Origin of the sequence: Scandinavium sp. NPDC088450, from assembly GCF_044900545.1 — a bacterium.
Taxonomy (GTDB): domain Bacteria; phylum Pseudomonadota; class Gammaproteobacteria; order Enterobacterales; family Enterobacteriaceae; genus Scandinavium.
The window spans coordinates 330,482-352,626 of record NZ_JBJDNI010000001.1 but is presented as its reverse complement, the minus strand read 5'-3'; the positions used below and the strand labels follow the sequence as shown (position 1 = coordinate 352,626).

At 54.3% G+C, this 22,145-nt stretch carries 22 protein-coding genes and 1 pseudogene; 16 read left to right on the top strand and 7 right to left on the bottom strand.

Annotated elements, in window-relative coordinates; genetic code table 11:
- Window positions 1–67 precede the first annotated feature (67 nt).
- The 10 genes from ACI2I2_RS01605 (at window position 68) to zinT (ending at window position 10,370) form a co-directional block, all read left to right on the top strand.
- Window positions 68–913, top strand: coding sequence for a 5'-methylthioadenosine/S-adenosylhomocysteine nucleosidase (locus ACI2I2_RS01605; RefSeq protein WP_404656294.1), 846 nt, complete (start codon window positions 68–70; stop codon window positions 911–913).
- Window positions 914–1,061: 148 nt separating this feature from the next.
- The gene (locus ACI2I2_RS01600) at window positions 1,062–1,457 is read left to right on the top strand and encodes a rhodanese-like domain-containing protein (protein ID WP_404656293.1); all 396 of its coding nucleotides are present in this window, start codon (window positions 1,062–1,064) and stop codon (window positions 1,455–1,457) included.
- 148 nt (window positions 1,458–1,605) lie between these two features.
- The gene (locus ACI2I2_RS01595) at window positions 1,606–2,709 is read left to right on the top strand and encodes a cobalamin-independent methionine synthase II family protein (RefSeq protein ID WP_404656292.1); all 1,104 of its coding nucleotides are present in this window, start codon (window positions 1,606–1,608) and stop codon (window positions 2,707–2,709) included.
- A gap of 137 nt (window positions 2,710–2,846) precedes the next feature.
- On the top strand, window positions 2,847–3,590 hold the full coding sequence (locus ACI2I2_RS01590; RefSeq protein ID WP_404656291.1) for a carbonic anhydrase: 744 nt from the start codon (window positions 2,847–2,849) through the stop codon (window positions 3,588–3,590).
- A 263-nt stretch (window positions 3,591–3,853) separates the two neighbouring features.
- Complete coding sequence (gene urtA / locus ACI2I2_RS01585; RefSeq protein ID WP_330985283.1) at window positions 3,854–5,125, top strand: urea ABC transporter substrate-binding protein; 1,272 nt, start codon at window positions 3,854–3,856, stop codon at window positions 5,123–5,125.
- 381 nt (window positions 5,126–5,506) lie between these two features.
- The gene (gene urtB / locus ACI2I2_RS01580) at window positions 5,507–7,075 is read left to right on the top strand and encodes an urea ABC transporter permease subunit UrtB (protein ID WP_404656290.1); all 1,569 of its coding nucleotides are present in this window, start codon (window positions 5,507–5,509) and stop codon (window positions 7,073–7,075) included.
- Window positions 7,075–8,148, top strand: coding sequence for an urea ABC transporter permease subunit UrtC (gene urtC, locus ACI2I2_RS01575; protein WP_404656289.1), 1,074 nt, complete (start codon window positions 7,075–7,077; stop codon window positions 8,146–8,148). Before urtB ends, urtC begins: the two co-directional genes overlap by 1 nt.
- Window positions 8,148–8,945 (top strand): urea ABC transporter ATP-binding protein UrtD, encoded by a 798-nt coding sequence (urtD, locus tag ACI2I2_RS01570; RefSeq protein ID WP_404656476.1) that lies wholly within the window; start codon window positions 8,148–8,150, stop codon window positions 8,943–8,945. The genes urtC and urtD overlap by 1 nt, the downstream gene beginning before the upstream one ends.
- Before the next feature lie 9 nt (window positions 8,946–8,954).
- Window positions 8,955–9,653 carry an urea ABC transporter ATP-binding subunit UrtE gene (gene urtE / locus ACI2I2_RS01565; protein WP_404656288.1) on the top strand — a complete coding sequence of 233 codons (699 nt, stop codon included), beginning with the start codon at window positions 8,955–8,957 and terminating at the stop codon, window positions 9,651–9,653.
- 75 nt (window positions 9,654–9,728) lie between these two features.
- Window positions 9,729–10,370 carry a metal-binding protein ZinT gene (gene zinT / locus ACI2I2_RS01560; protein WP_404656287.1) on the top strand — a complete coding sequence of 214 codons (642 nt, stop codon included), beginning with the start codon at window positions 9,729–9,731 and terminating at the stop codon, window positions 10,368–10,370.
- A gap of 123 nt (window positions 10,371–10,493) precedes the next feature.
- Here zinT and ACI2I2_RS01555 read toward each other — a convergent pair whose 3' ends face one another.
- Window positions 10,494–11,393, bottom strand: coding sequence for an SDR family oxidoreductase (locus tag ACI2I2_RS01555; RefSeq protein WP_404656286.1), 900 nt, complete (start codon window positions 11,391–11,393; stop codon window positions 10,494–10,496).
- A 98-nt stretch (window positions 11,394–11,491) separates the two neighbouring features.
- On the opposite strand from ACI2I2_RS01555, the gene ACI2I2_RS01550 reads away from it, so the two are divergent.
- Complete coding sequence (locus tag ACI2I2_RS01550) at window positions 11,492–12,322, top strand: helix-turn-helix transcriptional regulator (RefSeq protein WP_404656285.1); 831 nt, start codon at window positions 11,492–11,494, stop codon at window positions 12,320–12,322.
- On the opposite strand, the gene ydeE is transcribed toward ACI2I2_RS01550, so the two are convergent.
- Window positions 12,319–13,512 (bottom strand): efflux MFS transporter YdeE, encoded by a 1,194-nt coding sequence (gene ydeE / locus ACI2I2_RS01545; RefSeq protein WP_404656284.1) that lies wholly within the window; start codon window positions 13,510–13,512, stop codon window positions 12,319–12,321. The genes ACI2I2_RS01550 and ydeE overlap by 4 nt on opposite strands.
- A gap of 236 nt (window positions 13,513–13,748) precedes the next feature.
- Between ydeE and eamA the strand changes: the two genes are divergently transcribed.
- Entirely contained in the window at window positions 13,749–14,648 is a 900-nt protein-coding gene (gene eamA, locus ACI2I2_RS01540) for an O-acetylserine/cysteine exporter (protein ID WP_404656283.1), read from the top strand.
- Window positions 14,649–14,690: 42 nt separating this feature from the next.
- Here the strand turns inward: eamA and marB are convergent, their stop codons facing one another.
- From marB to marR, 3 genes are read right to left on the bottom strand one after another with little or no spacing between them, the layout of a single operon-like run.
- On the bottom strand, window positions 14,691–14,909 hold the full coding sequence (marB, locus tag ACI2I2_RS01535; RefSeq protein ID WP_404656282.1) for a multiple antibiotic resistance protein MarB: 219 nt from the start codon (window positions 14,907–14,909) through the stop codon (window positions 14,691–14,693).
- A 29-nt stretch (window positions 14,910–14,938) separates the two neighbouring features.
- Entirely contained in the window at window positions 14,939–15,322 is a 384-nt protein-coding gene (marA, locus tag ACI2I2_RS01530) for an MDR efflux pump AcrAB transcriptional activator MarA (RefSeq protein WP_159756530.1), read from the bottom strand.
- Between the two features lie 20 nt (window positions 15,323–15,342).
- A complete protein-coding gene (gene marR, locus ACI2I2_RS01525; protein ID WP_404656281.1) occupies window positions 15,343–15,777 on the bottom strand; it encodes a multiple antibiotic resistance transcriptional regulator MarR in 435 nt (144 codons plus the stop codon).
- A gap of 258 nt (window positions 15,778–16,035) precedes the next feature.
- Here marR and ACI2I2_RS01520 point away from each other — a divergent pair, with 258 nt between their 5' ends.
- Window positions 16,036–16,704: a MarC family NAAT transporter gene (locus ACI2I2_RS01520; protein WP_404656280.1), complete on the top strand. Its 669-nt coding sequence runs from the start codon at window positions 16,036–16,038 to the stop codon at window positions 16,702–16,704.
- 50 nt (window positions 16,705–16,754) lie between these two features.
- Here ACI2I2_RS01520 and ACI2I2_RS01515 read toward each other — a convergent pair.
- Window positions 16,755–17,978 (bottom strand): annotated as a pseudogene (locus ACI2I2_RS01515) (sugar transporter); the annotation flags it as partial.
- 215 nt (window positions 17,979–18,193) lie between these two features.
- On the opposite strand from ACI2I2_RS01515, the gene ACI2I2_RS01510 reads away from it, so the two are divergent.
- On the top strand, window positions 18,194–18,997 hold the full coding sequence (locus ACI2I2_RS01510) for a PhzF family phenazine biosynthesis protein (RefSeq protein ID WP_404656279.1): 804 nt from the start codon (window positions 18,194–18,196) through the stop codon (window positions 18,995–18,997).
- Complete coding sequence (locus ACI2I2_RS01505; RefSeq protein WP_404656278.1) at window positions 18,994–19,782, top strand: PhzF family phenazine biosynthesis protein; 789 nt, start codon at window positions 18,994–18,996, stop codon at window positions 19,780–19,782. The genes ACI2I2_RS01510 and ACI2I2_RS01505 overlap by 4 nt, the downstream gene beginning before the upstream one ends.
- Before the next feature lie 33 nt (window positions 19,783–19,815).
- On the opposite strand, the gene ACI2I2_RS01500 is transcribed toward ACI2I2_RS01505, so the two are convergent.
- Complete coding sequence (locus ACI2I2_RS01500) at window positions 19,816–20,694, bottom strand: LysR substrate-binding domain-containing protein (RefSeq protein WP_404656277.1); 879 nt, start codon at window positions 20,692–20,694, stop codon at window positions 19,816–19,818.
- Window positions 20,695–20,799: 105 nt separating this feature from the next.
- On the opposite strand from ACI2I2_RS01500, the gene sad reads away from it, so the two are divergent.
- A partial coding sequence (gene sad / locus ACI2I2_RS01495; RefSeq protein WP_404656276.1) for a succinate-semialdehyde dehydrogenase occupies window positions 20,800–22,145 on the top strand: 1,346 nt, incomplete at its 3' end.

Below are 22,145 nucleotides of genomic sequence, written 5' to 3'. Positions count from 1 at the left end.
AAAAACGTTCCGACAGGCGCAAATTTTGGTTAAAGTAATCGTTTGCGTACTGAAGGATTGGTGAACAATGAACCGTAAAATGTTTTTGCAGACGCTGTCTGCGTGCTGTCTGGCCTTACCCGCGCTGAGCTTCGCTCAACAAGCTGAAAAAGGGCCTATCGTCATTCAGGGCGCCATGCCGATTGAAGCTGAGCACTTTGCACAGCGCCTCGATAACCCGAAAGAAGAGCAAATCGGCGGCTGGCGTTTCTGGCGTGGCACAGTGGATGGCTACCCGGTGATCGTGTCTGAAACACTGAAAGGGATGTCGAACTCCGCTGCTGCAACCGCCATTGCTGCCACGCAGTTTCATCCTGTGGCCATCATCAATCAGGGAACTGCGGGTGGGCACGATCAGGCACTGAAGGTGTATGACATCGTGCTGGGCAAATATTCCGTCAACCTCGGCGCGTTTAAAACGCCTCACAAGCTGAAGGGCGAAGGCAGCGATTCTACCCAGTGGAAACCGATGGATCTGTTGGCTTCCAAAGGCAGCGCGGGTGAAGATAAAAACCCGCACACCATTCGTAAATTCCCGGCAGACGCGCAGCTGCTTGCGGTTGCCGAGAGCGTGAAGGGCACTTATACCAAAGGTAAAGTGGTAGAAGGCGTGATTGGGTCAGCAGATATCTGGGACAGCGAACTGGACCGCATCAGCCACTTCCACACCAGCTACCAAACGTCTGCTGAGGAGATGGAGACGGCCTCGGCAGCCCAGATTGCGGCGACGTTTAACATTCCTTTCGTCGGCATTCGTGTGCTGTCCAACAACATCACCAATGACGGTAAATACGATCCGCAGACGGGCCTGGCGTGCCAGGATTACGTTTATCAGGTTGTAAAAGCGTATATCGCCAAAATGCCTGCCAACTAAGCACAAAACAGGTTTCCGTCAGCTGACGGAAACCTGTTTTTGTCATGATCCTGGTGATTTCTGTCAGAGCCACGAGCTGCAAACATCCCCGATTCCGGGTGAAATAAACGGGAACGCAACCGTTATTCACCTAAACAAGGGAATCATTATGAGCACCGTGACCGCTATTCCTGCTGCCAGCCCCGAAGAAGCCATTGCCCATTTTCAACGTCGACTGAGTGTCGAAACCGACTGCGCCGACGTCTACAGTTCAATGGCATCAGGCGAAACTGACTTCGTGCTTCTTCACGTCGTAGGCAGCTCTGAAGTCTTCAATCGTCGTCATATCCCCGGCGCGATTCATCTTCCGCATCGCTTCATCACTGCTGAGCGAATGGCGGAGTGGCCGCCTGAAACGCTGTTTGTGGTGTACTGTGCAGGCCCGCACTGTAATGGGGCCGATCGCGCAGCGCTCAAATTGGCTCAGTCAGGCAGGCCGGTCAAAATCATGATTGGCGGCATCACTGGCTGGCAAGATGAAGGCTTCGCGTTTGCCACAACATGAATCTTTTTCATCAGTGATGAATTTATCTCGTTTGCCTGCCTCTCTCCGGCATGACACTGTAAATGCATCTGGACGTCCAGATGTCCAAAAATTGGTTTTGTTAATTATCACGCCAGGCAATCAGTTGTTCTGGCGTTGAGGAGAGAGTATGCCGAGCCACCAGACCCCGTATCGTGCCGATATCGTTGGCAGTTTTTTACGTCCAGACAGCATCAAACACGCCCGTCAGCAGTTTGCTGAGGGAGCCATTGACGCACAGACGCTGCGCGCCGTTGAGGACGAAGCCATTCTGCATGTGGTTCAGCAACAGTGTGACTGCGGTCTGCACGTGGTGACTGACGGCGAGTTCCGTCGCGCCTGGTGGCATTTCGATTTCTTTGATGGCTTGCAGGGCGTAGAGCGCTATGACTCTGATAAAGGGATCCAGTTTAACGGCGTGCAAACGAAAGCTCACGGCGTGCGCGTCACCGGGAAACTCGGTTTTGGCGATCACCCGATGCTGGCCGATTTCCGCTATCTGAAAAGCATTAGCGGCAACGCTGAGCCAAAAATGACCATTCCAAGCCCGAGCGTTTTGCATTTCCGTGGCGGACGTAAAGACATTGATGCGACGGTTTACCCTGATTTGGCACAGTATTTTGACGATCTGGCGACCACCTGGCGCGACGCCATTCGTGCCTTTTATGATGCCGGCTGCCGCTATTTGCAGCTTGATGACACCGTCTGGGCTTATTTATGTTCCGACGAACAGCGTCAACAGGTTCGCGAACGCGGTGACGACCCGGATGAACTGGCAAAAACCTATGCCCGCGTATTGAACAAAGCGCTGGAAGGAAAACCGGCCGATTTGACCATTGGCCTGCATGTTTGCCGCGGGAACTTCCGTTCAACGTGGATCTCCTCCGGCGGCTATGAACCGGTTGCCGAAGTGCTGTTTGGCAGCGTGAATGTGGATGCTTTCTTCCTGGAATATGACAATGACCGTTCCGGTGATTTCCAGCCGCTGCGTTTTGTTCGCCCTGGGCATCAGCAAGTTGTCCTTGGCCTGATCACCACCAAAAACGGCGAGTTAGAAAACCCAGAGGGTGTGAAAGCCCGCCTGGCGGAAGCGGCGCAATATGTGGCGCTGGATCAAATTTGTCTCAGCCCGCAGTGTGGCTTTGCTTCCACGGAAGAGGGCAACAGCCTGAATGAAGCTCAGCAATGGCAAAAAGTCCGTCTGGTGACGGAGATTGCCGCTGACGTCTGGTAATTCGTTTCCTCAAGGGCAACCCTGCCTTTGAGGAGAACAAAAATCAGGATATTAAAAAAGACATTTCGGCATATTTTCGGTTGATGCTTTTATAAAAAGAGTTATAACCCCTCCACTTTTTATTTCATGGAGGATGTATGATTCGTCACGTTAAATATGCCGCAGTTCCTTTCTTAATTTATGCTTCTGCCTGCGCTGCACAGGTCAATACTACCCATTGGGGCTACCAGAATGAAAACGGCCCGGATCATTGGGGCAGTATCACTCAGGATTTCCAGCTCTGCGCGACAGGCAAAAATCAGTCACCTATTGATATCAAAAAAGCCTCAAAAACCACGTTGAGTCATTTGGATCTGGCCTTTAAAGCCGGCCCGCAAACCGTCATCAATAATGGCCACACCATTCAGGTCAATGTCAGCGAAGGGAATACCCTGAAGCTGGATGATGAGCTTTACACCCTGAATCAATTCCATTTCCACTCGCCGAGTGAGAACGAAATCAACGGAAAGCATTTCCCATTGGAAATGCACATGGTTTATAAATCGACGACTGGCGATTTGGCTGTGCTGGCCGTGATGTTTGAGCAAGGTGATGAGAATAAAGCGTTAGCGGGACTGTGGGAACATTTGCCCCTTAAAGAAGGTAATCAGTCGACGTTAACAACCCCGGTTCAGGTGAAAGACTTGATTCCATCCCCGCTCAATCATTATCGCTTTAGCGGGTCACTGACCACGCCACCGTGCTCTGAAGGCGTGTCGTGGCTGGTGTTTGAAACACAGCCGCAGGTGTCTGCGCAACAGATCCATAAATTTAAAACCATTATTCACGACAATAACCGTCCGGTTCAGCCGATAAACGGGCGCGTTGTCGTAGAAGAATAAGGTTGATTGAAATAGGGCAGTAACGGATCTTTCCGGCGCTGCCTTTTTATTTTGTCAGCGGGTCCACTCACGTCGATATTTGCACCGTTTTAAAGCAACGTTGCCCCTGAATCTGGCGTTGCACTCTGCAACAAAAGTTCTCTCACTCCTGTTATCTCCGTTATTTCCTGCACATTTACAACCTGGCATTGTTTTTGCCTTACTCCTGATGACTACACCCGGTTAATAACATCCATGTTGCTGTCTCTTTTCAGGAGTGAATCATGCGCCGTCGAACTTTGCTTAAAGCTTTTGCTCTTTCTGCTTCCACGATTGCCCTGGGGTTTAGCGTCAGCGTTTATGCCGCCGAGACCATCAAAGTGGGGATCATGCACTCGTTGTCCGGCACGATGGCGATTTCCGAAACGCCGCTAAAAGATGTGGCGCTGATGACGATTGATGAAATCAATGCCAAAGGCGGGGTACTGGGGAAAAAGCTGGAACCCGTGGTGGTTGACCCGGCTTCCAACTGGCCGCTGTTCGCGGAGAAAGCCCGTCAGTTGTTGACTCAGGATAAAGTGGCGGTGGTGTTTGGCTGCTGGACTTCTGTTTCTCGCAAATCCGTGTTGCCTGTTTTCGAAGAGCTTAATGGCTTGCTGTTTTACCCGGTGCAGTACGAAGGCGAAGAGATGTCGCCAAATGTGTTTTACACCGGTGCCGCGCCGAACCAGCAGGCTATTCCTGCCGTCGAGTACCTGATGAGCGAAGACGGGGGTAGCGCTAAACGCTTCTTCTTGCTCGGAACCGATTACGTTTATCCGCGTACCACCAACAAAATCCTTCGTGCTTATCTGCATTCTAAAGGCGTGCAGGACAAGGATATCGAAGAGGTTTACACGCCGTTTGGTTACAGCGATTACCAGACTATCGTCGCCAATATCAAGAAATTCTCTGCAGGCGGCAAAACCGCGGTGGTGTCGACCATCAACGGTGACTCCAACGTGCCGTTCTACAAAGAGCTGGCAAACCAGGGGGTGAAAGCGACGGATGTGCCGGTCGTGGCGTTCTCGGTCGGTGAAGAAGAACTGCGCGGAATCGACACCAAACCGCTGGTGGGTAACCTGGCCGCCTGGAACTACTTCGAATCCGTGGATAACCCGACCAACCAGACCTTCGTAGCGGATTACCGCGCATACGCCAAAGCCCACAAGTTGCCGAACGCCGATACGGTCGTGACTAACGATCCGATGGAGGCAACCTATGTGGGTCTGCATATGTGGGCGCAGGCAGTGGAAAAAGCAGGCACGACGGATGTGGATAAAGTCCGGGCGGCGATGGCCGGGCAGACCTTCAAAGCGCCGTCAGGCTTCACGTTGACGATGGACGCCACCAATCACCATCTGCACAAGCCGGTGATGATTGGTGAAATCGAGAGTAATGGTCAGTTTAACGTGGTGTGGCAGACCGACAAACCCGTGCGGGCTGAGCCGTGGAGCCCGTACATTCCGGGCAACGATAAGAAATCGGATCAGCCAATGAAAATGGCCAGCAACTGACGGTGACCTTTCCCCCTCTCCCTAACCCTCTCCCTCAGGGAGAGGGGACTGGATGGGCGTTCGCGGCGAGAGCGAGCTGGATTGTCTTTCTCCCTCTCCCTCAGAGAGAGGGGACTGGATGGGCGTTCGCCGCGAGAGCGAGCTGGATTGTCTTTCTCCCTCTCCCTCAGAGAGAGGGGACTGGATGGGCGTTCGCTTCGAGAGCGAGCTGGATTGTCTTTCTCCCTCTCCCTAAGGGAAAGGGGACTGGATGGGCGTTCGCTGCGAGAGCGAGCTGGATTGTCTTTCTCCCTCTCCCTGGGGAGAGGGTCGGGGAGAGGGCGCGTGTCGGGCATTCTGCAACCGCTTCACTCGAATAAAACACTGCCAAAGGAGGCGACCATGACACTGATCCGACGGCTGCTACTGCTCGTCTGGCTATGGCCACTATTCGCCCACGCGGCGAACGATGCAGATGCGTTTGTGGCGGCGAATCGTACTCAGCAGGCAACGCTGTTAGAGCAATGGGCCGCCGATCCTCAGCCGCAGCGTATACCGCTGCTACAGGCGTTATCCGCTGAAAGTTTACGTAGCGATTCCGCTCGACATGCTTTTAGCGTAGCGGGTGGAAATACCGTCGCGTTAGGGGCAGCAGCAAAACCAGAGGGTGACTTAAAACCTGTGCGTCTGACCAACCGGCTGCGCAATCTGGTGTCCGGGGCGCTCGCCACACACCAGTTAGTAAGTGACAGTGTCACTCAGAGGTTGAGCGCAGCAAGAACGCTGCAGCGCGATGCCTCGCCCGATCTGATGCCAATGCTGGAACAACGGCTGAACATTGAGCGTGATGCCGGGGTTAAACAGCAACTGGAAATTGCCCTCGCTAATTTACAGCTGACCAGCCCCAACGCAGCCGTGCGTAAACAGGCGATGGTGATGCTCGGTCACTCAAGCGACCCTGAAACACAGGCTCGTTTGCTGCCCTTTACCGATGCGAGCAAAGAATCTGATGCGGGTGTGAGAGCGGCAGCGGCTGACAGTCTGAAGCATATTCAGCAGCGTTTATTCTGGGGTGATATTCTCGGCCAGGCGTTTATGGGCATTTCCCTCGGATCCATTCTACTGCTGGCCGCGCTAGGGCTGGCAATAACCTACGGGCTGCTGGGCGTGATTAACATGGCCCACGGCGAAATGCTGATGCTTGGCGCTTACAGTACCTGGCTGGTGCAACAGGCGCTGGCCCAGTTTGCGCCGCAATGGCTGGCTTTTTATCCGCTGCTGGCCCTTCCGGTCGCGTTTCTGGTGACGGGTGGGATCGGCATGCTGCTGGAACGCACTGTTATACGCCATCTCTATGGTCGTCCTCTGGAAACCTTACTCGCCACCTGGGGGATCAGCCTGATGCTTATCCAACTGGTTCGCATGTTGTTTGGTGCGCAGAACGTCGAGGTTGCCAATCCGGCGTGGCTTTCTGGCGGGATTCAACTTCTGCCAAATCTGGTTCTGCCGTGGAACCGCATCGTGGTGATTGGTTTTGTCTCACTGGTGTTGTTCTTCACCTGGCTCACGCTTAACAAAACGCGGCTTGGTTTGCGCGTGCGAGCGGTGACGCAAAACCGCGCCATGGCCGCCTGCTGCGGCGTGCCGACAGGCAGAGTTGATATGCTCGCGTTTGGACTGGGTTCAGGCATTGCCGGACTGGGCGGCGTGGCGCTGTCGCAGTTGGGTAATGTCGGGCCGGAACTGGGTCAGGGTTACATCATCGATTCGTTCCTGGTGGTGGTGCTTGGCGGTGTGGGTCAGCTCGCCGGAAGCGTGGTGGCGGCGTTTGGTCTGGGGATTTTCAACAAAATACTCGAACCACAAATGGGGGCAGTACTCGGCAAGATTTTGATTCTGGTGCTGATCATCCTGTTTATCCAGAAACGCCCACAAGGCCTGTTCGCATTGAAAGGGAGGGTCATTGACTGATGAGCCAGCCATTAACGTTAACGCTTGCGCGTAAAACGCCGCGCCCACTTCGCTGGGTCGGTGTCGCGGCTGCCATTGCGCTGCTGATTATGCCCTTATTGGCATTGCTGCCCGCGACGCATCCCTTTGCCGTCTCGACGTGGACATTAACGCTTGTCGGCAAAGTTCTTTGCTATGCCGTTGTGGCGGTCGCGCTGGATTTGGTGTGGGGTTACGCCGGTTTACTGTCTCTCGGGCACGGCTTGTTCTTTGCTCTTGGCGGCTACGCGATGGGGATGTATTTGATGCGTCAGGCTGCGGGCGACGGCCTGCCTGCGTTCATGTCCTTTTTGTCCTGGAGCGAGCTGCCGTGGTACTGGTGGGGCACTCAGCATTTTGCCTGGGCGTTATTGCTGGTGATGCTGGTCCCCGGCGTGCTGGCGCTGATTTTTGGCTGGTTTGCTTTCCGCTCGAAAATCAAAGGCGTCTATTTCTCTATCATGACGCAGGCGCTGACCTACGCCGGCATGCTGCTGTTCTTCCGTAATGAAACGGGATTCGGCGGCAATAACGGTTTTACCGGCTTTACGACCCTTCTTGGTTTCCCTATTACGGCGACGGGCACCCGTGCGGCACTCTTTCTGGCAACCGTGCTGCTGCTTCTGGCAACGCTGGCGATAGGGTTTGCCCTGGCTCGCAGTAAATTTGGCCGCATTCTGACCGCTGTTCGCGATGCGGAAAACCGCCTGATGTTTTGCGGTTACGATCCGCGCGGCTTCAAGCTGCTGGTGTGGACGCTTTCAGCCGTGCTCTGCGGTCTGGCGGGCGCGCTGTACGTGCCGCAAGTGGGGATCATCAACCCGGGCGAAATGTCGCCGACAAATTCCATCGAAGCCGCCATCTGGGTAGCGCTTGGCGGAAGAGGCACGCTAATCGGGCCCATTCTCGGCGCAGGGCTGGTGAACGGCGCGAAAAGCTTCTTCACCGTCGCCATGCCGGAATACTGGCAGCTGTTTCTGGGGCTGATTTTTATCGTCGTAACGTTGTTTTTGCCGCGCGGAGTGATTGGCCTGCTGCGTAAAGGAGACAAATGATGCAACCCGATGAAGGACTCTTTACCCGCCAGTTGCCCGGTGACCGCTATCGTGACCAGACCGATCCGGTCCTGCAACTGGAGAGCATCAACGTTAATTTTGATGGTTTTCAGGCGCTAACCAACCTCACGTTAGAGATTGGCGTTGGCGAACTTCGCTGCGTGATTGGCCCTAACGGCGCGGGTAAAACCACGCTGATGGATGTGATTACTGGCAAGACTCGGCCCCAGAGCGGCAGGGCGATTTACGATCAGTCCGTTGATTTGACTGCGCTCGATCCGGGGGCAATCGCGCGTCAGGGCATTGGGCGTAAATTCCAGAAACCGACGGTGTTTGAAGCGCTAACGGTCGCGGAAAACCTCGAACTAGCGATGAAAGGCGATCGCTCTGTCTGGGCCAGTCTGTGGGCAACACTCAGCGGCGAGCAACAGGACAGGCTTGATGAAACTCTGCAATTGTTGCGCCTGGAAGGCGACCGCGCTCGTCGCGCCGGATTGCTTTCACACGGACAAAAGCAGTTTCTGGAAATCGGCATGTTACTGGTCCAGGAGCCGCATTTGTTGCTGCTCGATGAACCCGCCGCAGGCATGACGGATGCTGAAACTGAATACACCGCTGAACTGTTTCGCACACTATCCGGCAAGCATTCGCTGATGGTGGTTGAGCACGATATGGGGTTTGTCGAAACCATCGCCGACAAGGTGACGGTGCTGCATCAGGGCCAGGTTCTGGCCGAAGGTTCGCTGAAAGAAGTGCAGGCGAATGAGCAAGTGATTGACGTTTACCTTGGGCGCTAAGGAGTCACGATGTTACAGGTTCAGGAACTGCATCAATATTACGGCGGCAGCCATATTCTGCGCGGGGTCAGCTTCACTGCCGAGCCCGGCGAAATCACCTGTCTGCTTGGGCGCAACGGCGTGGGCAAAACCACGCTGCTGAAATGCCTGATGGGCTTAATTCCCGCCCGCAGCGGCAGCGTTAACTGGCGTGACCAGCCCATCACGCACAGAAAACCCCATCAGCGTGTTCAGGCCGGGATAGCGTATGTCCCGCAAGGGCGTGAGATTTTTCCTCGCCTGACCGTTGAAGAAAATCTTCTGCTTGGGATGTCACGATTTTCTGCCCGAGAGGCCACAAAAGTCCCGGAGGAAATCTACCAGCTCTTTCCCGTGTTGAGAGCCATGAAACAGCGGCGAGGCGGTGATTTGTCCGGCGGTCAGCAGCAGCAACTGGCGATTGGCCGCGCGCTGGCAAGTCGCCCACAGTTGCTGATCCTCGATGAGCCGACAGAAGGCATTCAGCCTTCGGTGATTAAAGAGATTGGCGAGGTTATCCGCCAGCTTGCTCGCCGGGGCGATATGGCCATTTTGCTGGTTGAACAGTTCTATGATTTTGCCGCAGAGCTTGCCGATCAGTATCTGGTGATGTCGCGCGGAGCGATTGTTCAGCAAGGGCGGGGTGAAAACATGGCGGCGGAAGGGGTCAAAGGGCTGGTAACGATTTAATGCCTCACTCAGGTTGATGGTTGAAATGTTATATTATAACATTGCATTTTTTTCACATCGACCTGAGGGATCTGTATGGCCGTTTCACGTTTATCTCTGACAATGACTTTTTTGGGGCTGCTGGCGAGCAGCGGAGCTTTCGCCCATTCGCATGGACACGCGATGACCGAAGCTGAACAACAAGCCGCGAAGGGCGTGTTTGATGACAGCAACGTCAAAGACCGTGCGTTGTCTGATTGGGAAGGGATCTGGCAGTCGGTTTACCCTTTGCTGGAGAACGGCAGCCTTGACCCAGTATTCCAGAAAAAGGCGGAGAAAGAGGGCAGCAAGTCTTTCGAACAGATCAAAGCTTATTACCGCACCGGTTACCAAACCACCGTGGGTAAAATTGAAATAGAAAACAATAATATGGCGTTCTTCACAGGCGATAAGTCGGTTTCCTGTGATTACCGTTATGAAGGGTTTAAGATCCTGCATTACGCTTCAGGGAAGAAGGGCGTGCGTTATCTCTTTGCCTGCGAGGACAGCGCCAGCCAGGCGCCGAAATATGTGCAGTTCAGCGACCACCTCATCGGCCCGCGTCACTCTCAGCACTTCCATATTTTCACCGGCAACACGTCACAGGCCGCATTGCTGGAAGAGATGGATAACTGGCCGACCTATTACCCCGAACAGCTTCATAGCCATCAGGTCGTCGATGAAATGCTGCATCATTAAGATGCGGTTTTTGGACGCTTGATTGCCCGGCCTACAGGGCCTCAGCGCGTTGTAGGCCGGTGCAAGCAACGCGCCGCGCCGCATGTTCAACACTCTCCGGCCTGATCTTCAGGCCGTTTAGCGTTAATGGGCAACGTGGGTGTAATCCATCCTGCTCAAATCTTCGATCAGTCCAGGGCCTGTTGGCTGCCAGTTAAGCTGGTTTCGCGTCCATTCGCCACTGGCTCGCAAATCGATGTTTGCGAAAATCGCAAACCAGCCAAAATGCGCTTCGGCCTGATTCGGTTGAAGGGAACGGGCAGGGATGCCGAGTCCCGTAGCCACCACTTCTGCAATCTGGCGTGACGGGATCGCTTCTTCCGCTACCGCATGGTAACGCTTGCCGCGCGCACCCTTCTCCAGCACTTTGACATACAGCTCAGCCACATCATCCACATGCGCGGCAGACCAACAGTTTTGCCCTTCGTTAATGTACGCCGCCACACCTTTTTCCTTTGCCAGGGGAATGTAATAGCTGATGAGCCCCTGACGTTGAGTATCGTGAACTTGCGGCAGACGAACCACTCGTACATCAATCCCCGATTCCAGCAGAGCATTGCCTGCAAGCTCTGAAGCGACACGAGGATTTGGATGCGCAGGATTAAAGTTTTCTTCGCGAGCGGGCTGACCGCTGTCGTCATCACCCATTCCAGTGCCCGAGGTGATAATCAACGGTTTGTCGCTGCCCGCCAGTATTGCGCCGATAGCACGGATCACCTGACGGTCTTTTTCACAATTAGCGACGAAGTGGCTAAAGTCATGATCGAAAGCGGTGTGGATCACTGCGTCACATTGCCCAATCGCGGAAACCCACTCCTGCGGATTTTCAAGCGTACCTCGTTGGGCTTTTGCACCCCTGGCGGTAAGCACGGCAGCCGCCTGCTCTGAACGGACAAGCCCGGTCACCTGATGACCTTGCCTGAGTAAGTTTTTGACGACGCGTGAACCAATAAACCCTGACGCACCGGTGACGAAAACATGCATGACTCACCTCCACAGTAAATTTCAGGGACAGCTTATGCTGCGTTCTATTACTATTAAAGTAGTGACATTATCAGGGTATAAACACTAACAGGCTATTTATGACACTGCTTTCCGAAAACCGGCTGGGCGACTTTTTACGTGCGCGCCGCTTACATCTCGATCCTGTCTCTTTTGGCTTTCCGCAAGGGCGGAGACGCACGGCAGGCCTGCGTCGGGAAGAAGTTGCGCAGCTGGCGAATATCAGCCCGACCTGGTACACCTGGCTTGAACAAGGGCGAGGTGGCGCACCTTCGCGGGAAGTGCTGAACCGCATTGCGGTCGGGTTACGGCTGACATCGCCGGAACGCGATCATTTGTTTATCCTGGCTTTTGGCCATCCGCCTGAAACGCGCTTTACCGGTTCCGATCCCATCACGCCAAGGTTGCAGCGGGTACTCGACAGCTTTTCCATTCCAGCGATTATTAAAACCGCGACCTGGGACGTGATTGCCTGGAACTATCCTGCTGCAGTGGTCATTAAGGATTATGGGCAATTGCCACCAGAACGCCGCAATATTCTGCGTCTGTTGTTTACCGACCCGGAAGCCCGGCAGATGCAGGAAGATTGGGCTGGTGTAGCAAAGCTTATCGTGAGCGCTTTTCGCGCTGATGCGGCGCGTAGTGGCGCTTCACAAGAAATCGACAGGCTGGTGGCTGAACTTTCAGAGCAAAGCCCGGAGTTTGCCGCGTTCTGGCGCAGCAACGACGTTGCCGGGCATGGCGAAGGTGTGAAGCGGTTATATCATCCGCAGATCGGGGCGATCACCCTCGAGTTTTCAACCTTTGCGGTAGAAGGGCGGCCGGATTTGAACATGATGGTGTTCAACCCGGCCAGCGGTGAGAGTGCGGAGAAGGTTGCTGCGTGGATTACCGCTAGCCGTAAGGCTTAGGCGGTTTTCAGCGCGCCATCCCAGGCTTTAACGCTCATTCCACGCAGGATCATCAGCCACGCCAGCACGATCGCCAGCATCATGATGGCAAACAACGTCCACCCCGGGAGATTCGTCAGGATAAGCCCGGTTATCATCGGGTTTGCCGCTGCACCGAGCCAGCCGAGTGCCTGAGCAGAAAAGTAGCTCGCTTTCATTCCCGGCGGGGCGATGTTGTCGATAAGCATATATTCGCCCGGCGCATAGATGATTTCACCAATCGTAAACACCGCTGCGGCAATGCCCCAATAGACCAGATTCTCCCCGGAGAAGATAAATCCGCCCAGGCCAAGCAAGAAGCAAACGGTGCCCACGACCATCAGCGGACGAATGTTGCGAGTGGTAATTTTGCGCCCGACGAAGTATTGCAAACTGACCACCACCACGGCGTTCACCGGTAGCACCACGGAAACCACTTTCTGCGCAAAATCGGCATCGTCGCCCATGCTCAGAACGTATTGTGAAATGCAGGTCGCAAAGGAACCGCCAACGTAAGAGGCCAGCAATCCGGAGAGCGTGAACCAGAACAGTGCCCGGTCTTTTAACAGTACGGAAGGCTGCCAGACCGTCGCGGCTTTCTCTTCAGCAGAGATACTGACGCGCTGGACGAAAAACTGAATAAACACCAACGGGAACGCCGCGCAAACGGCTGCCAACCAAAAGGGCAGTTGCAGGCTGTACATCACAAGCCAGGTGCCAATCGGTGGCCCAATGGTCCAGCCGATATTGAGGAAGCTGTAATTCAGGGAAAAAATGCGCGCTTTTTCGCCGGGCGTTAACACATCGGCAAACCAGGCTTTCAGTACCGTAGAAAAGACCGAATAGGCGCAGTTAATTAGAGAGAAGAAAAAGACCACCAGCGTGACATTATTCACCACAGGAATGGCTGCAAACCCGGCAATAAACGCGAGGATCGCCACAATCATGTAGAGTTTCTTATCAAATTTATCAGCCAGAATGCCAAAACCCAGACTAAAAACCACCCCGATAGTCAGGGCGATGGTGAGCGCATAGCCGATGGCTTCCACGCTCATGCCGTACTGACGTGTCAGATAAATGGTCATAAAAGGCAGCGTTGCACCGCGCCCGATAGTTAACAGCAACGACGACGCCAACAACGCTGAGGTCGAACGTTTAACGGAGGCTTTCATTTTTTCACCGACATCGCCCGTCAGCCATAAGTAGCCAGCACAGGCCGGACGGCTGAGGGGAATTATTATAGTGTGTTGTGTGACAAAAGAATTATCACGGCATAAGGGGATTGTATAGATCCCAATTTATCCATCCGTGCCCCGACTGCCTGCCAGAATTAATGATCTGTTCCTTGTGCGTTTTTTTCGTTACCTTGATTCTGTTTACAAAAATTTAAACATTCAGAGGCAGGGGTATGACGCGGAAAGACGGGTTGTTGGCGCTGTTAGTGGTGGTGGTCTGGGGATTGAACTTTGTGGTCATCAAGCTGGGTCTGCACAACATGCCTCCGCTGATGTTGGCGGGTTTACGCTTCGCGCTCGTCGCCTTTCCGGCCATTTTCTTCGTTGCTCGCCCCAAAATTCCGCTCTCGCTGCTGTTGGGTTATGGTCTGACTATCAGCTTTGGCCAGTTTGCCTTTCTGTTCTGCGCCATTAAATTTGGCATGCCTGCCGGGCTGGCGTCGCTGGTCCTGCAAGCACAGGCCTTCTTCACCATCATTCTTGGCGCATTTGTATTCGGCGAACGGCTTCAGGGCAAGCAACTCGCCGGGATAACGCTTGCGGTATTTGGTGTGCTGGTGCTGATTGAAGCCAGTCTTAACGGGCAACAGGTGGCGATGCTCGGCTTTATGTTGACGCTGGCGGCCGCCTTCAGTTGGGCCTGTGGGAATATCTTCAACAAGAAAATCATGCAGCACCCGGCGCGTCCTGCGGTGATGTCGTTAGTGGTGTGGAGTGCGCTGATCCCGATCCTGCCGTTTATGCTGGCCTCTTATCTGCTCGATGGCCCGACGCTGATGGTGCAAAGCCTGGTGAACATCGACCTCACGACCATTTTGTCGCTGGTGTATCTGGCGTTCGTGGCCACGATTGTCGGGTACGGCATTTGGGGCTCGCTGCTTGGGCGTTATGAAACGTGGCGTGTGGCGCCGCTTTCGCTGCTTGTTCCTGTAGTGGGCATTGCCAGTGCGGCTTTGCTGCTCGGCGAAACGTTGTCCACGCTGCAACTGATGGGGGCGGTGCTGATTATGGCGGGGCTGTATATCAACGTCTTCGGATTGCGCTTTCGGCGGGTAAAAGCGGTGCAGGGGTAAATTGCAGGCATAAAAAAGCCCCGCTTCTGCGGGGCAAAAAAGTTACTGGGAGTGTCCGTTATAGTAAGGTACGCCCAGTTCGTCGGACTTATCACTGCCAGAGCCCATATGGTTAAAGTCGAACGGCGACTTATCCTGAGCTGACGGCATTATCATGGTGTCATGAGCACCACGACTGGCCGGGTGAGTGGATTGCTCCGCAAAACTCTGGCCGGAGACCAGCACCAACAAGGTGAGGGCGGCGGAGGCGAACAGTTTCATTTTTTCCTCGATACGTCTTTAGCAGGCGATTAACAATTACAGTGATTAAGCGGCATCAGATAACGTGATTCACCGGGCATATTGGTAATGCGATATTTATGCGGCGGCACGTCGAAATAGTTCTTAAAAGTCCGCGTCAGGGTTTGCTGTGACTCGAAACCATAACGTTCGGCCAGATACAAAATTGGCTCGTTACTCTCTTTCAGCTTCTGGGCGATTTCAGTGAGCTTACGGCTGCGGATGTATTGACCCAATGAATGCCCGGTCTCTTTCTTAAACATCCGTTGCAGGTGCCATTTGGAGTAACCCGAACGCTCTGACACTTTTTCCAGCGACAGTGGCGATTCCAGATTGCTCTCGATCCAGTCCAAAATGCTATGAATAGTAATAGCGTCAGTATTACGTCTGGACATCGTCTTACCCCTTTGATCTGTTACGGCAGGATTTTCTTGAGCAGAAGCTCAAGGGCTGCGACCTCATCCGCCGTTAAGTTTTTTGTCAATTCCTGATGCAGGTTCTGTCCCACCAACTGGTGGCATTGCTCACATATTGCTGCGCCGTCCGGTGTCAATTGCACCAGCACGCCGCGTTTGTCATTCGGGTTTGGCAGGCGTTCAATCCAGCCTTTACAGACCAGGCGGTCGAGCATGCGGGTGAGTGCACCCAGGTCGACCGATAACGCTTTTTTCAGCTCAACCGGGGTGATGCACACTTCACAACGAATTGAACACAGCGTTTTGAACTGCGAGGCAGTGATATCCATAGGCGACAGATAATCGTTCAACAGACGATCTTTTTTCTGGTTGACCATATGGATCAAGCGACCGAGTGGGATGATTTCGTTAAACAGATCACTGGTGCTTTTCACAAAGGTTGCCCTGGCAAGTAGTTTAGTTGCTGGCGATATTATTGCCCAGGCAACCATAAGTCAACTGAATGAATAAGCTTATGCCACGAATTGCTAAAGTGAGTCGCGTCACACTTTTTAACGCTATCTGCGTTTATTGATAACGGCTCGTTATAGCTTTACGGACGAAAAAATGCGCTAACACTTTGCCGTGGTAATCCTGACGAGAATGCTCTTATACTCTGCCGGCAGTGATCGTTTTCACAGGAGTGTTACCTCATGCTCGATTTGTTTAAAGCCATTGGCCTTGGGCTGGTGGTGATTTTGCCGCTGGCAAACCCGTTAACCACCGTGGCGTTGTTCCTTGGCCTTGCGGGCAACATGAACAGCGCCGAGCGTAACCGCCAGTCGCTGATGGCCTCGGTGTATGTCTTCGCCATCATGATGGTGGCGTATTACGCGGGTCAGGTGGTAATGAATACCTTTGGTATTTCGATTCCCGGGCTACGTATTGCGGGTGGCTTGATTGTGGCCTTCATCGGTTTCCGCATGCTGTTCCCGCAGCAGAAAGCGCATGAGTCGCCGGAAGCTAAACATAAGTCGGAAGAGCTGGAAAATGAGCCCACAGCGAATATCGCCTTTGTGCCACTAGCCATGCCGAGTACCGCAGGGCCGGGGACAATTGCGATGATCATCAGTTCGGCGTCTACCGTGAAACACGGCGTGGACTTTCCCGATTGGGTTGTGTGGGTCGCGCCACCGCTGATTTTCTTCGCCGTCGCGGTGATTTTGTGGGGATGTCTGCGCAGTTCCGGTGCGATTATGCGCCTGGTTGGAAAGGGCGGTATCGAAGCAATTTCCCGCCTGATGGGGTTCCTGCTGGTGTGTATGGGCGTACAGTTTATTATCAACGGCGTGCTGGAGATTATTACGACGTACCACGCATAATGTGTAGGCCCGGTGAGGCGTTGCCGCCACCGGGCGTTCATCCTGCCTATTTAATGCTGTGCCTGCTCCTCCAACGCAACAGGCCAACGGCGGAAAATAACCACCGACCAGATTAACGCGGCTACTGCCGGCACAGCGCCAACATAGCCAATGTCCGCCATATCGAAATGCAAACTCACCTGATTGCCTACCAGCGCGCCCGCGCCGATCCCGATATTGAAGATGCCGGAGAATAAAGCCATGGCGACGTCAGTGGCATCTGGCGCAAGGGCGAGTACTTTTACCTGCATGCCCAGGCCGATAATCATGATCGCAATGCCCCAGACGATGCTCAGAATGACGAGATTGATTTCGCTTTCTGCCGCCAGCAACAGCGCGGCCAGGCAAACTGTCAACAGCGCAATAGCACTGCTCACCAGTGAGGAAGCATGACGATTGCCGAGCTTGCCAAACAGAACCGATCCTATGATCCCCGCGCCACCTAATAATAAAAGCAGCAGTGTTGCGAAGTTGGCATCGAACCCTGCCACGTTCATCACGAACGGTTCGATGTAGCTGTAAGCAGTGTAATGCGCGGTGACCACCACCACGGTGAGCAAGTAAATGCACATCAACGCCGGGCGACGGAACAGCACCGGCAAACTTTTCAGGGAACCCGAATGTTCACTGGGTATCTTCGGCAGCAGCTTGATCAGCGCCACCAGCGTGATTAACGCACCGAGACCGATAATAAAGAAGGTGGTACGCCAGCCGAAATACTGGCCGACGACGCGACCAATCGGTAAGCCCAGCACCATTGCCAGCGCGGTTCCTGTCGCAATCAAACTTAATGCCTGGGCACGCTTACCGGCAGGCGCAAGGCGAATCGCCAGCGACGCTGTAATCGACCAGAACACCGCATGGGCGAAGGCGATACCAATACGGCTAATCACCAGCACGGTGAAATTCCATGCAAGGAACGAAAGCACATGGCTGGCGATAAACAGGACGAACAGGCCAACCAGCAGCTTGCGCCGTTCCATTTGGCTGGTGAGCAGCATAAAGGGCAGCGACATCAGCGCGACCACCCAGGCGTAAATCGTCAACATGATCCCGACTTGCGCGGTTTCCATCGAAAAACTGTGGGCGATATCCGACAACAACCCCACCGGCACGAATTCCGTGGTGTTGAAGATGAAAGCAGCAATGGCAAGTGTGACCACCCGCAGCCACGCGACCTTGCGTGAAACCGTGTTCGTTGTCATAAAAATGTTCTGGGTTGGTGAGTCGTATGAGAAGAGGAGGCGATCTTAAAACCAACGTTGCTCAAAACACAACCGTTTTGTGATGAAGGTCTCATAAAATAGCCTTATGACACGGTGAGGCCAGGGCATCGCTTATTGGCTACGAGTGAAAAAGCAGAGGCAGGAACGGGAAGCTGGCTCGTAATTTATTGGGAAACGAGGTATTAATGTTGCTAAGTCGTTATAAAAACAAAAGGATAAAGGCTATGCAGGAAATCCCGTTTTACATGGTTGATGCCTTCAGTGACCGTACCTTTGGCGGAAATGCAGCCGCGGTTTGCCCGTTATTCGAGTGGCTGCCGGATGAGACGCTACTGAAAATGGCGCAGGAGCATAACCAGTCAGAAACCGCCTACTTCGTGCGCACAGACAGTGGCTTTGAGCTGCGCTGGTTCACGACGCAGGGTGAAATTAATCTCTGCGGACACGCCACGCTTGCCAGTGCGCACGTGATATTCGAATACCTCGATTACCCGGAGACCGAGATCCACTTTTCGACTCGTTTTGTCGGCGAACTGATCGTGAGCCGCAGCGGCGACTGGTTAACGCTGAATTTCCCAGCCTGGGCGACGGAAACAGTAGAGCCGCCAGCGCTGTTGCTGGAAGCATTGGGATTAGACACTTATGAAGAGATTCGCGTCGCGCGTGATTATCTTGTGGTGCTGAAAACTCAACAGCAACTGGAGGCGCTGACCCCGGATATCCACGCTATGTTGCCGCTGGGCAAAATGATTTGTGTCACGGCGCCAGGCGAAAATCATGACTTTGTCAGCCGCTTTTTCTGCCCGGGCGAATCCGTAGCGGAAGACCCGGTAACCGGTTCTGCACACAGCATGCTGATCCCTTACTGGGGCGAAAAACTCGGCAAAACGAAGATGCAGGCAAGGCAAATTTCTGCACGCGGCGGGGATTTACGTTGTGAATGGCAGGGCGATCGCGTGTTGATGTCAGGTCAGGCTACCACCTACATCATCGGTAGCGTTTATCTGCGCGAAGGAGAACTGTCATGAAGACGCTTCCTGTCTGGCTGGTCGATGCTTTCAGTGATGCCAATTTTGCCGGAAATCCGGCGGCGGTTTGTGCGCTAGAACAGTGGCTGCCGGATGCACAACTTCTGCAAATGGCGCAGCAGCATAATCAGTCCGAAACCGCGTTCTTTATCCCGGCGAAAGGCGGCTTTGAGCTGAGATGGTTTACCACGCGTAACGAAGTCAATTTGTGTGGGCACGCGACGCTGGCGACGGCTCATGTGATTTTCACTCATCTGGATTACCCGGACGCTCGCATTCACTTTGATACCGCCTCTGGTCGTTTGACCGTGAGTCGTGAAGGTGACTGGCTGACGCTTGATTTCCCGGTCGGGCAAACGGAAGAACAAACACCGCCACCAGAGATGATGAGCGCGTTAGGCATCACAAGTTTTCGGCATGCCCGTAAAGGCCGCGCCTGGCTGATTGAACTGGAAAGCCGCGAACAGGTGGAAGCGGTGCAGCCGAATATTGATGCGATGATCCCGGGCGAGCACAAAGTCACCATCACCGCGAAAGGAACGGGTGACTATGATTTTGTCAGCCGCTTTTTCTCGCCCGGTGAAGCCGTCTGGGAAGATCCGGTTACCGGGTCGGCGCACACCATGCTGATCCCATACTGGAGCGAAAAGTTGGGGAAAACCCGAATGCTTGCTCGCCAGGTATCATCACGAGGCGGCGATATGCGCTGTGAACTTCAGGGCAACCGTGTGCTGATGAGCGGAAAAGCCACGACCTGGATGCAGGGCAATATTCTGCTGCGATAGTTAAGTGAAGGCCACGGAATGGCCTTCTTTATGTCAAGGCTGTTCCGGGAGTTGCGGGCTTTCATCCAGCAGGGTAATAAACGCTTCCAGTTGACGAGTCATCGCGCCACGACGCCAGACCAGCCAGGTGGTCAGCCAGCGCCATTTTTCGGCCAGTGGCCACGCGTCGACCTGATGATGTCCGGGCATACTTTCCAGCATGCTGCGTGGGATCATCGCCAGCCCCGCACCGGCAATCACGCAGGCCAGCATGCCGTGATAAGACTCCATTTCGTGAATACGCCCCGGTGTGGCTCTGTCAGCATGGAACCAGCTTTCGAAATGGCGGCGATAGGAACAGTTCGCACGAAACGCATAGATACTGGTGCCGTTGACATCGCTGGCCCGGGCGACTTTCGGGTGGCCTTTTGGTGTCACGATCATCATTTCTTCCTGATAGACAGGAACGCCTTCCAGCCCCGGGTGCATCACCGGGCCATCCACAAACGCCGCGCTTAACATCCCTTCCAGGACACCATCAATCATGGTGCCTGACGGCCCGGTCGCCAGATCGAACTGAATCTTTGGATAACGCTGGTTATACAACGCCAGCGTCGGCGGAATACGCACCGCCGCGGTACTTTCCAGTGACCCTAGCGAAAACAGGCCTTGCGGTTCGTCACCGGCGACGACCATTCGGGCTTCATCCACCAGTGCCAGGATTTGCTGACTGTAACGCAGGAAGCTGTGCCCGGCAGGCGACAAACGCAGGCGCTGATTCTCGCGAATAAAGAGTTCCACGCCTAAGTCGGCTTCCAGTTGGCGGATGCGCGTCGTCAGGTTTGACGGTACGCGGTGCACTTTCTGCGCGGCCTGGGTAATGCTGCCCGTCTGGGCGACGGCGTTGAACATCTCAAGCTGAGTTAAGTCCATGCTGTTCTCGTATCGTGAATGGTGTGGTTAATATTATTCATTTTCCATAAATAGCAGAGTGCGGCAATATCCGGCAATAGCCTTCGTGAAGAGAGAGAAAAAATCATGACATCACCTGCAACTCACGCTATTTCCCTGAACCCGGCTACGGGTGAAACCCTGTCTGTGCTGCCATGGGCTACGACAGAAGAAGTCAATCAGGCTGTGGCGCTGGCTGACGAAGGTTTTCGTCAGTGGAAGAAACGCTCTGTGGCTGAGCGCGCCGATGCGCTGCGCAAAGTCGGCAATGTATTACGCCAGCATGCGGAAGAAATGGCGCTGCTGATCAGCCGTGAAATCGGCAAGCCTATCGCGCAGGCTCGCGGTGAAGTGACCAAATCGGCCAATCTTTGCGACTGGTATGCAGAACATGGCCCGGCGATGCTTTCCACTGAAGCCACTCAGGTTGAAAACGACAAAGCGGTTATCGAGTACCGTCCGTTGGGACCAATCATGGCCGTAATGCCATGGAACTTCCCACTGTGGCAGGTCATGCGTGGTGCAGTGCCTATTCTGTTGGCCGGAAACAGCTACCTGCTGAAACATGCGCCAAACGTTATGGGCAGCGCACAGCTTATCGGCAAGATTTTCACCGAGGCGGGTGTACCCGCAGGCGTATTCGGTTGGGTCAATGCCACCAATGACGGCGTTTCACAGATGATCAACGATTCACGCATTGCGGCGGTGACGCTGACAGGCAGCATGCGTGCGGGTAAAGCCATCGGCGCACAGGCAGGCGCGGCGCTGAAAAAATGCGTGCTGGAGCTTGGCGGCTCAGATCCTTTCATCGTGCTGAACGATGCCGACCTGGATGAAGCGGTGAAAGCGGCAGTCATCGGGCGTTACCAGAACACCGGGCAAGTTTGTGCGGCGGCAAAACGCTTTATCGTGGAAGCGGGCATCGCAGACGCCTTTACCGAGAAGTTTGTGGCGGCGGCGGCCAAACTGAAAATGGGCAACCCGGAAGAGGAGCAAAACTACCTCGGCCCAATGGCGCGTTACGATCTGCGTGATGAACTGCACGACCAGGTCACCGCCACGCTCGAAGAGGGCGCAACGTTACTGCTGGGCGGCGAGAAAATTTCCGGCAAAGGCAACTACTACGCTGCCACCGTGCTGGGGAATGTCACCCCGAATATGACCGCCTTCCGTCAGGAAATGTTTGGCCCGGTTGCTGCCATTACCGTGGCCCGTGATGCTGACCATGCCCTGGCACTGGCGAATGACAGCGATTTTGGGTTGTCCGCCACGGTTTATACGGCAGATGAAAAACTTGCCCAGCGTTTTGCCGATGAACTGGAATGCGGCGGGGTGTTTATCAACGGTTACAGCGCCTCCGATGCCCGCGTGGCCTTTGGTGGCGTGAAGAAGAGCGGCTTCGGGCGCGAGCTGTCGCACTTTGGTCTGCAACG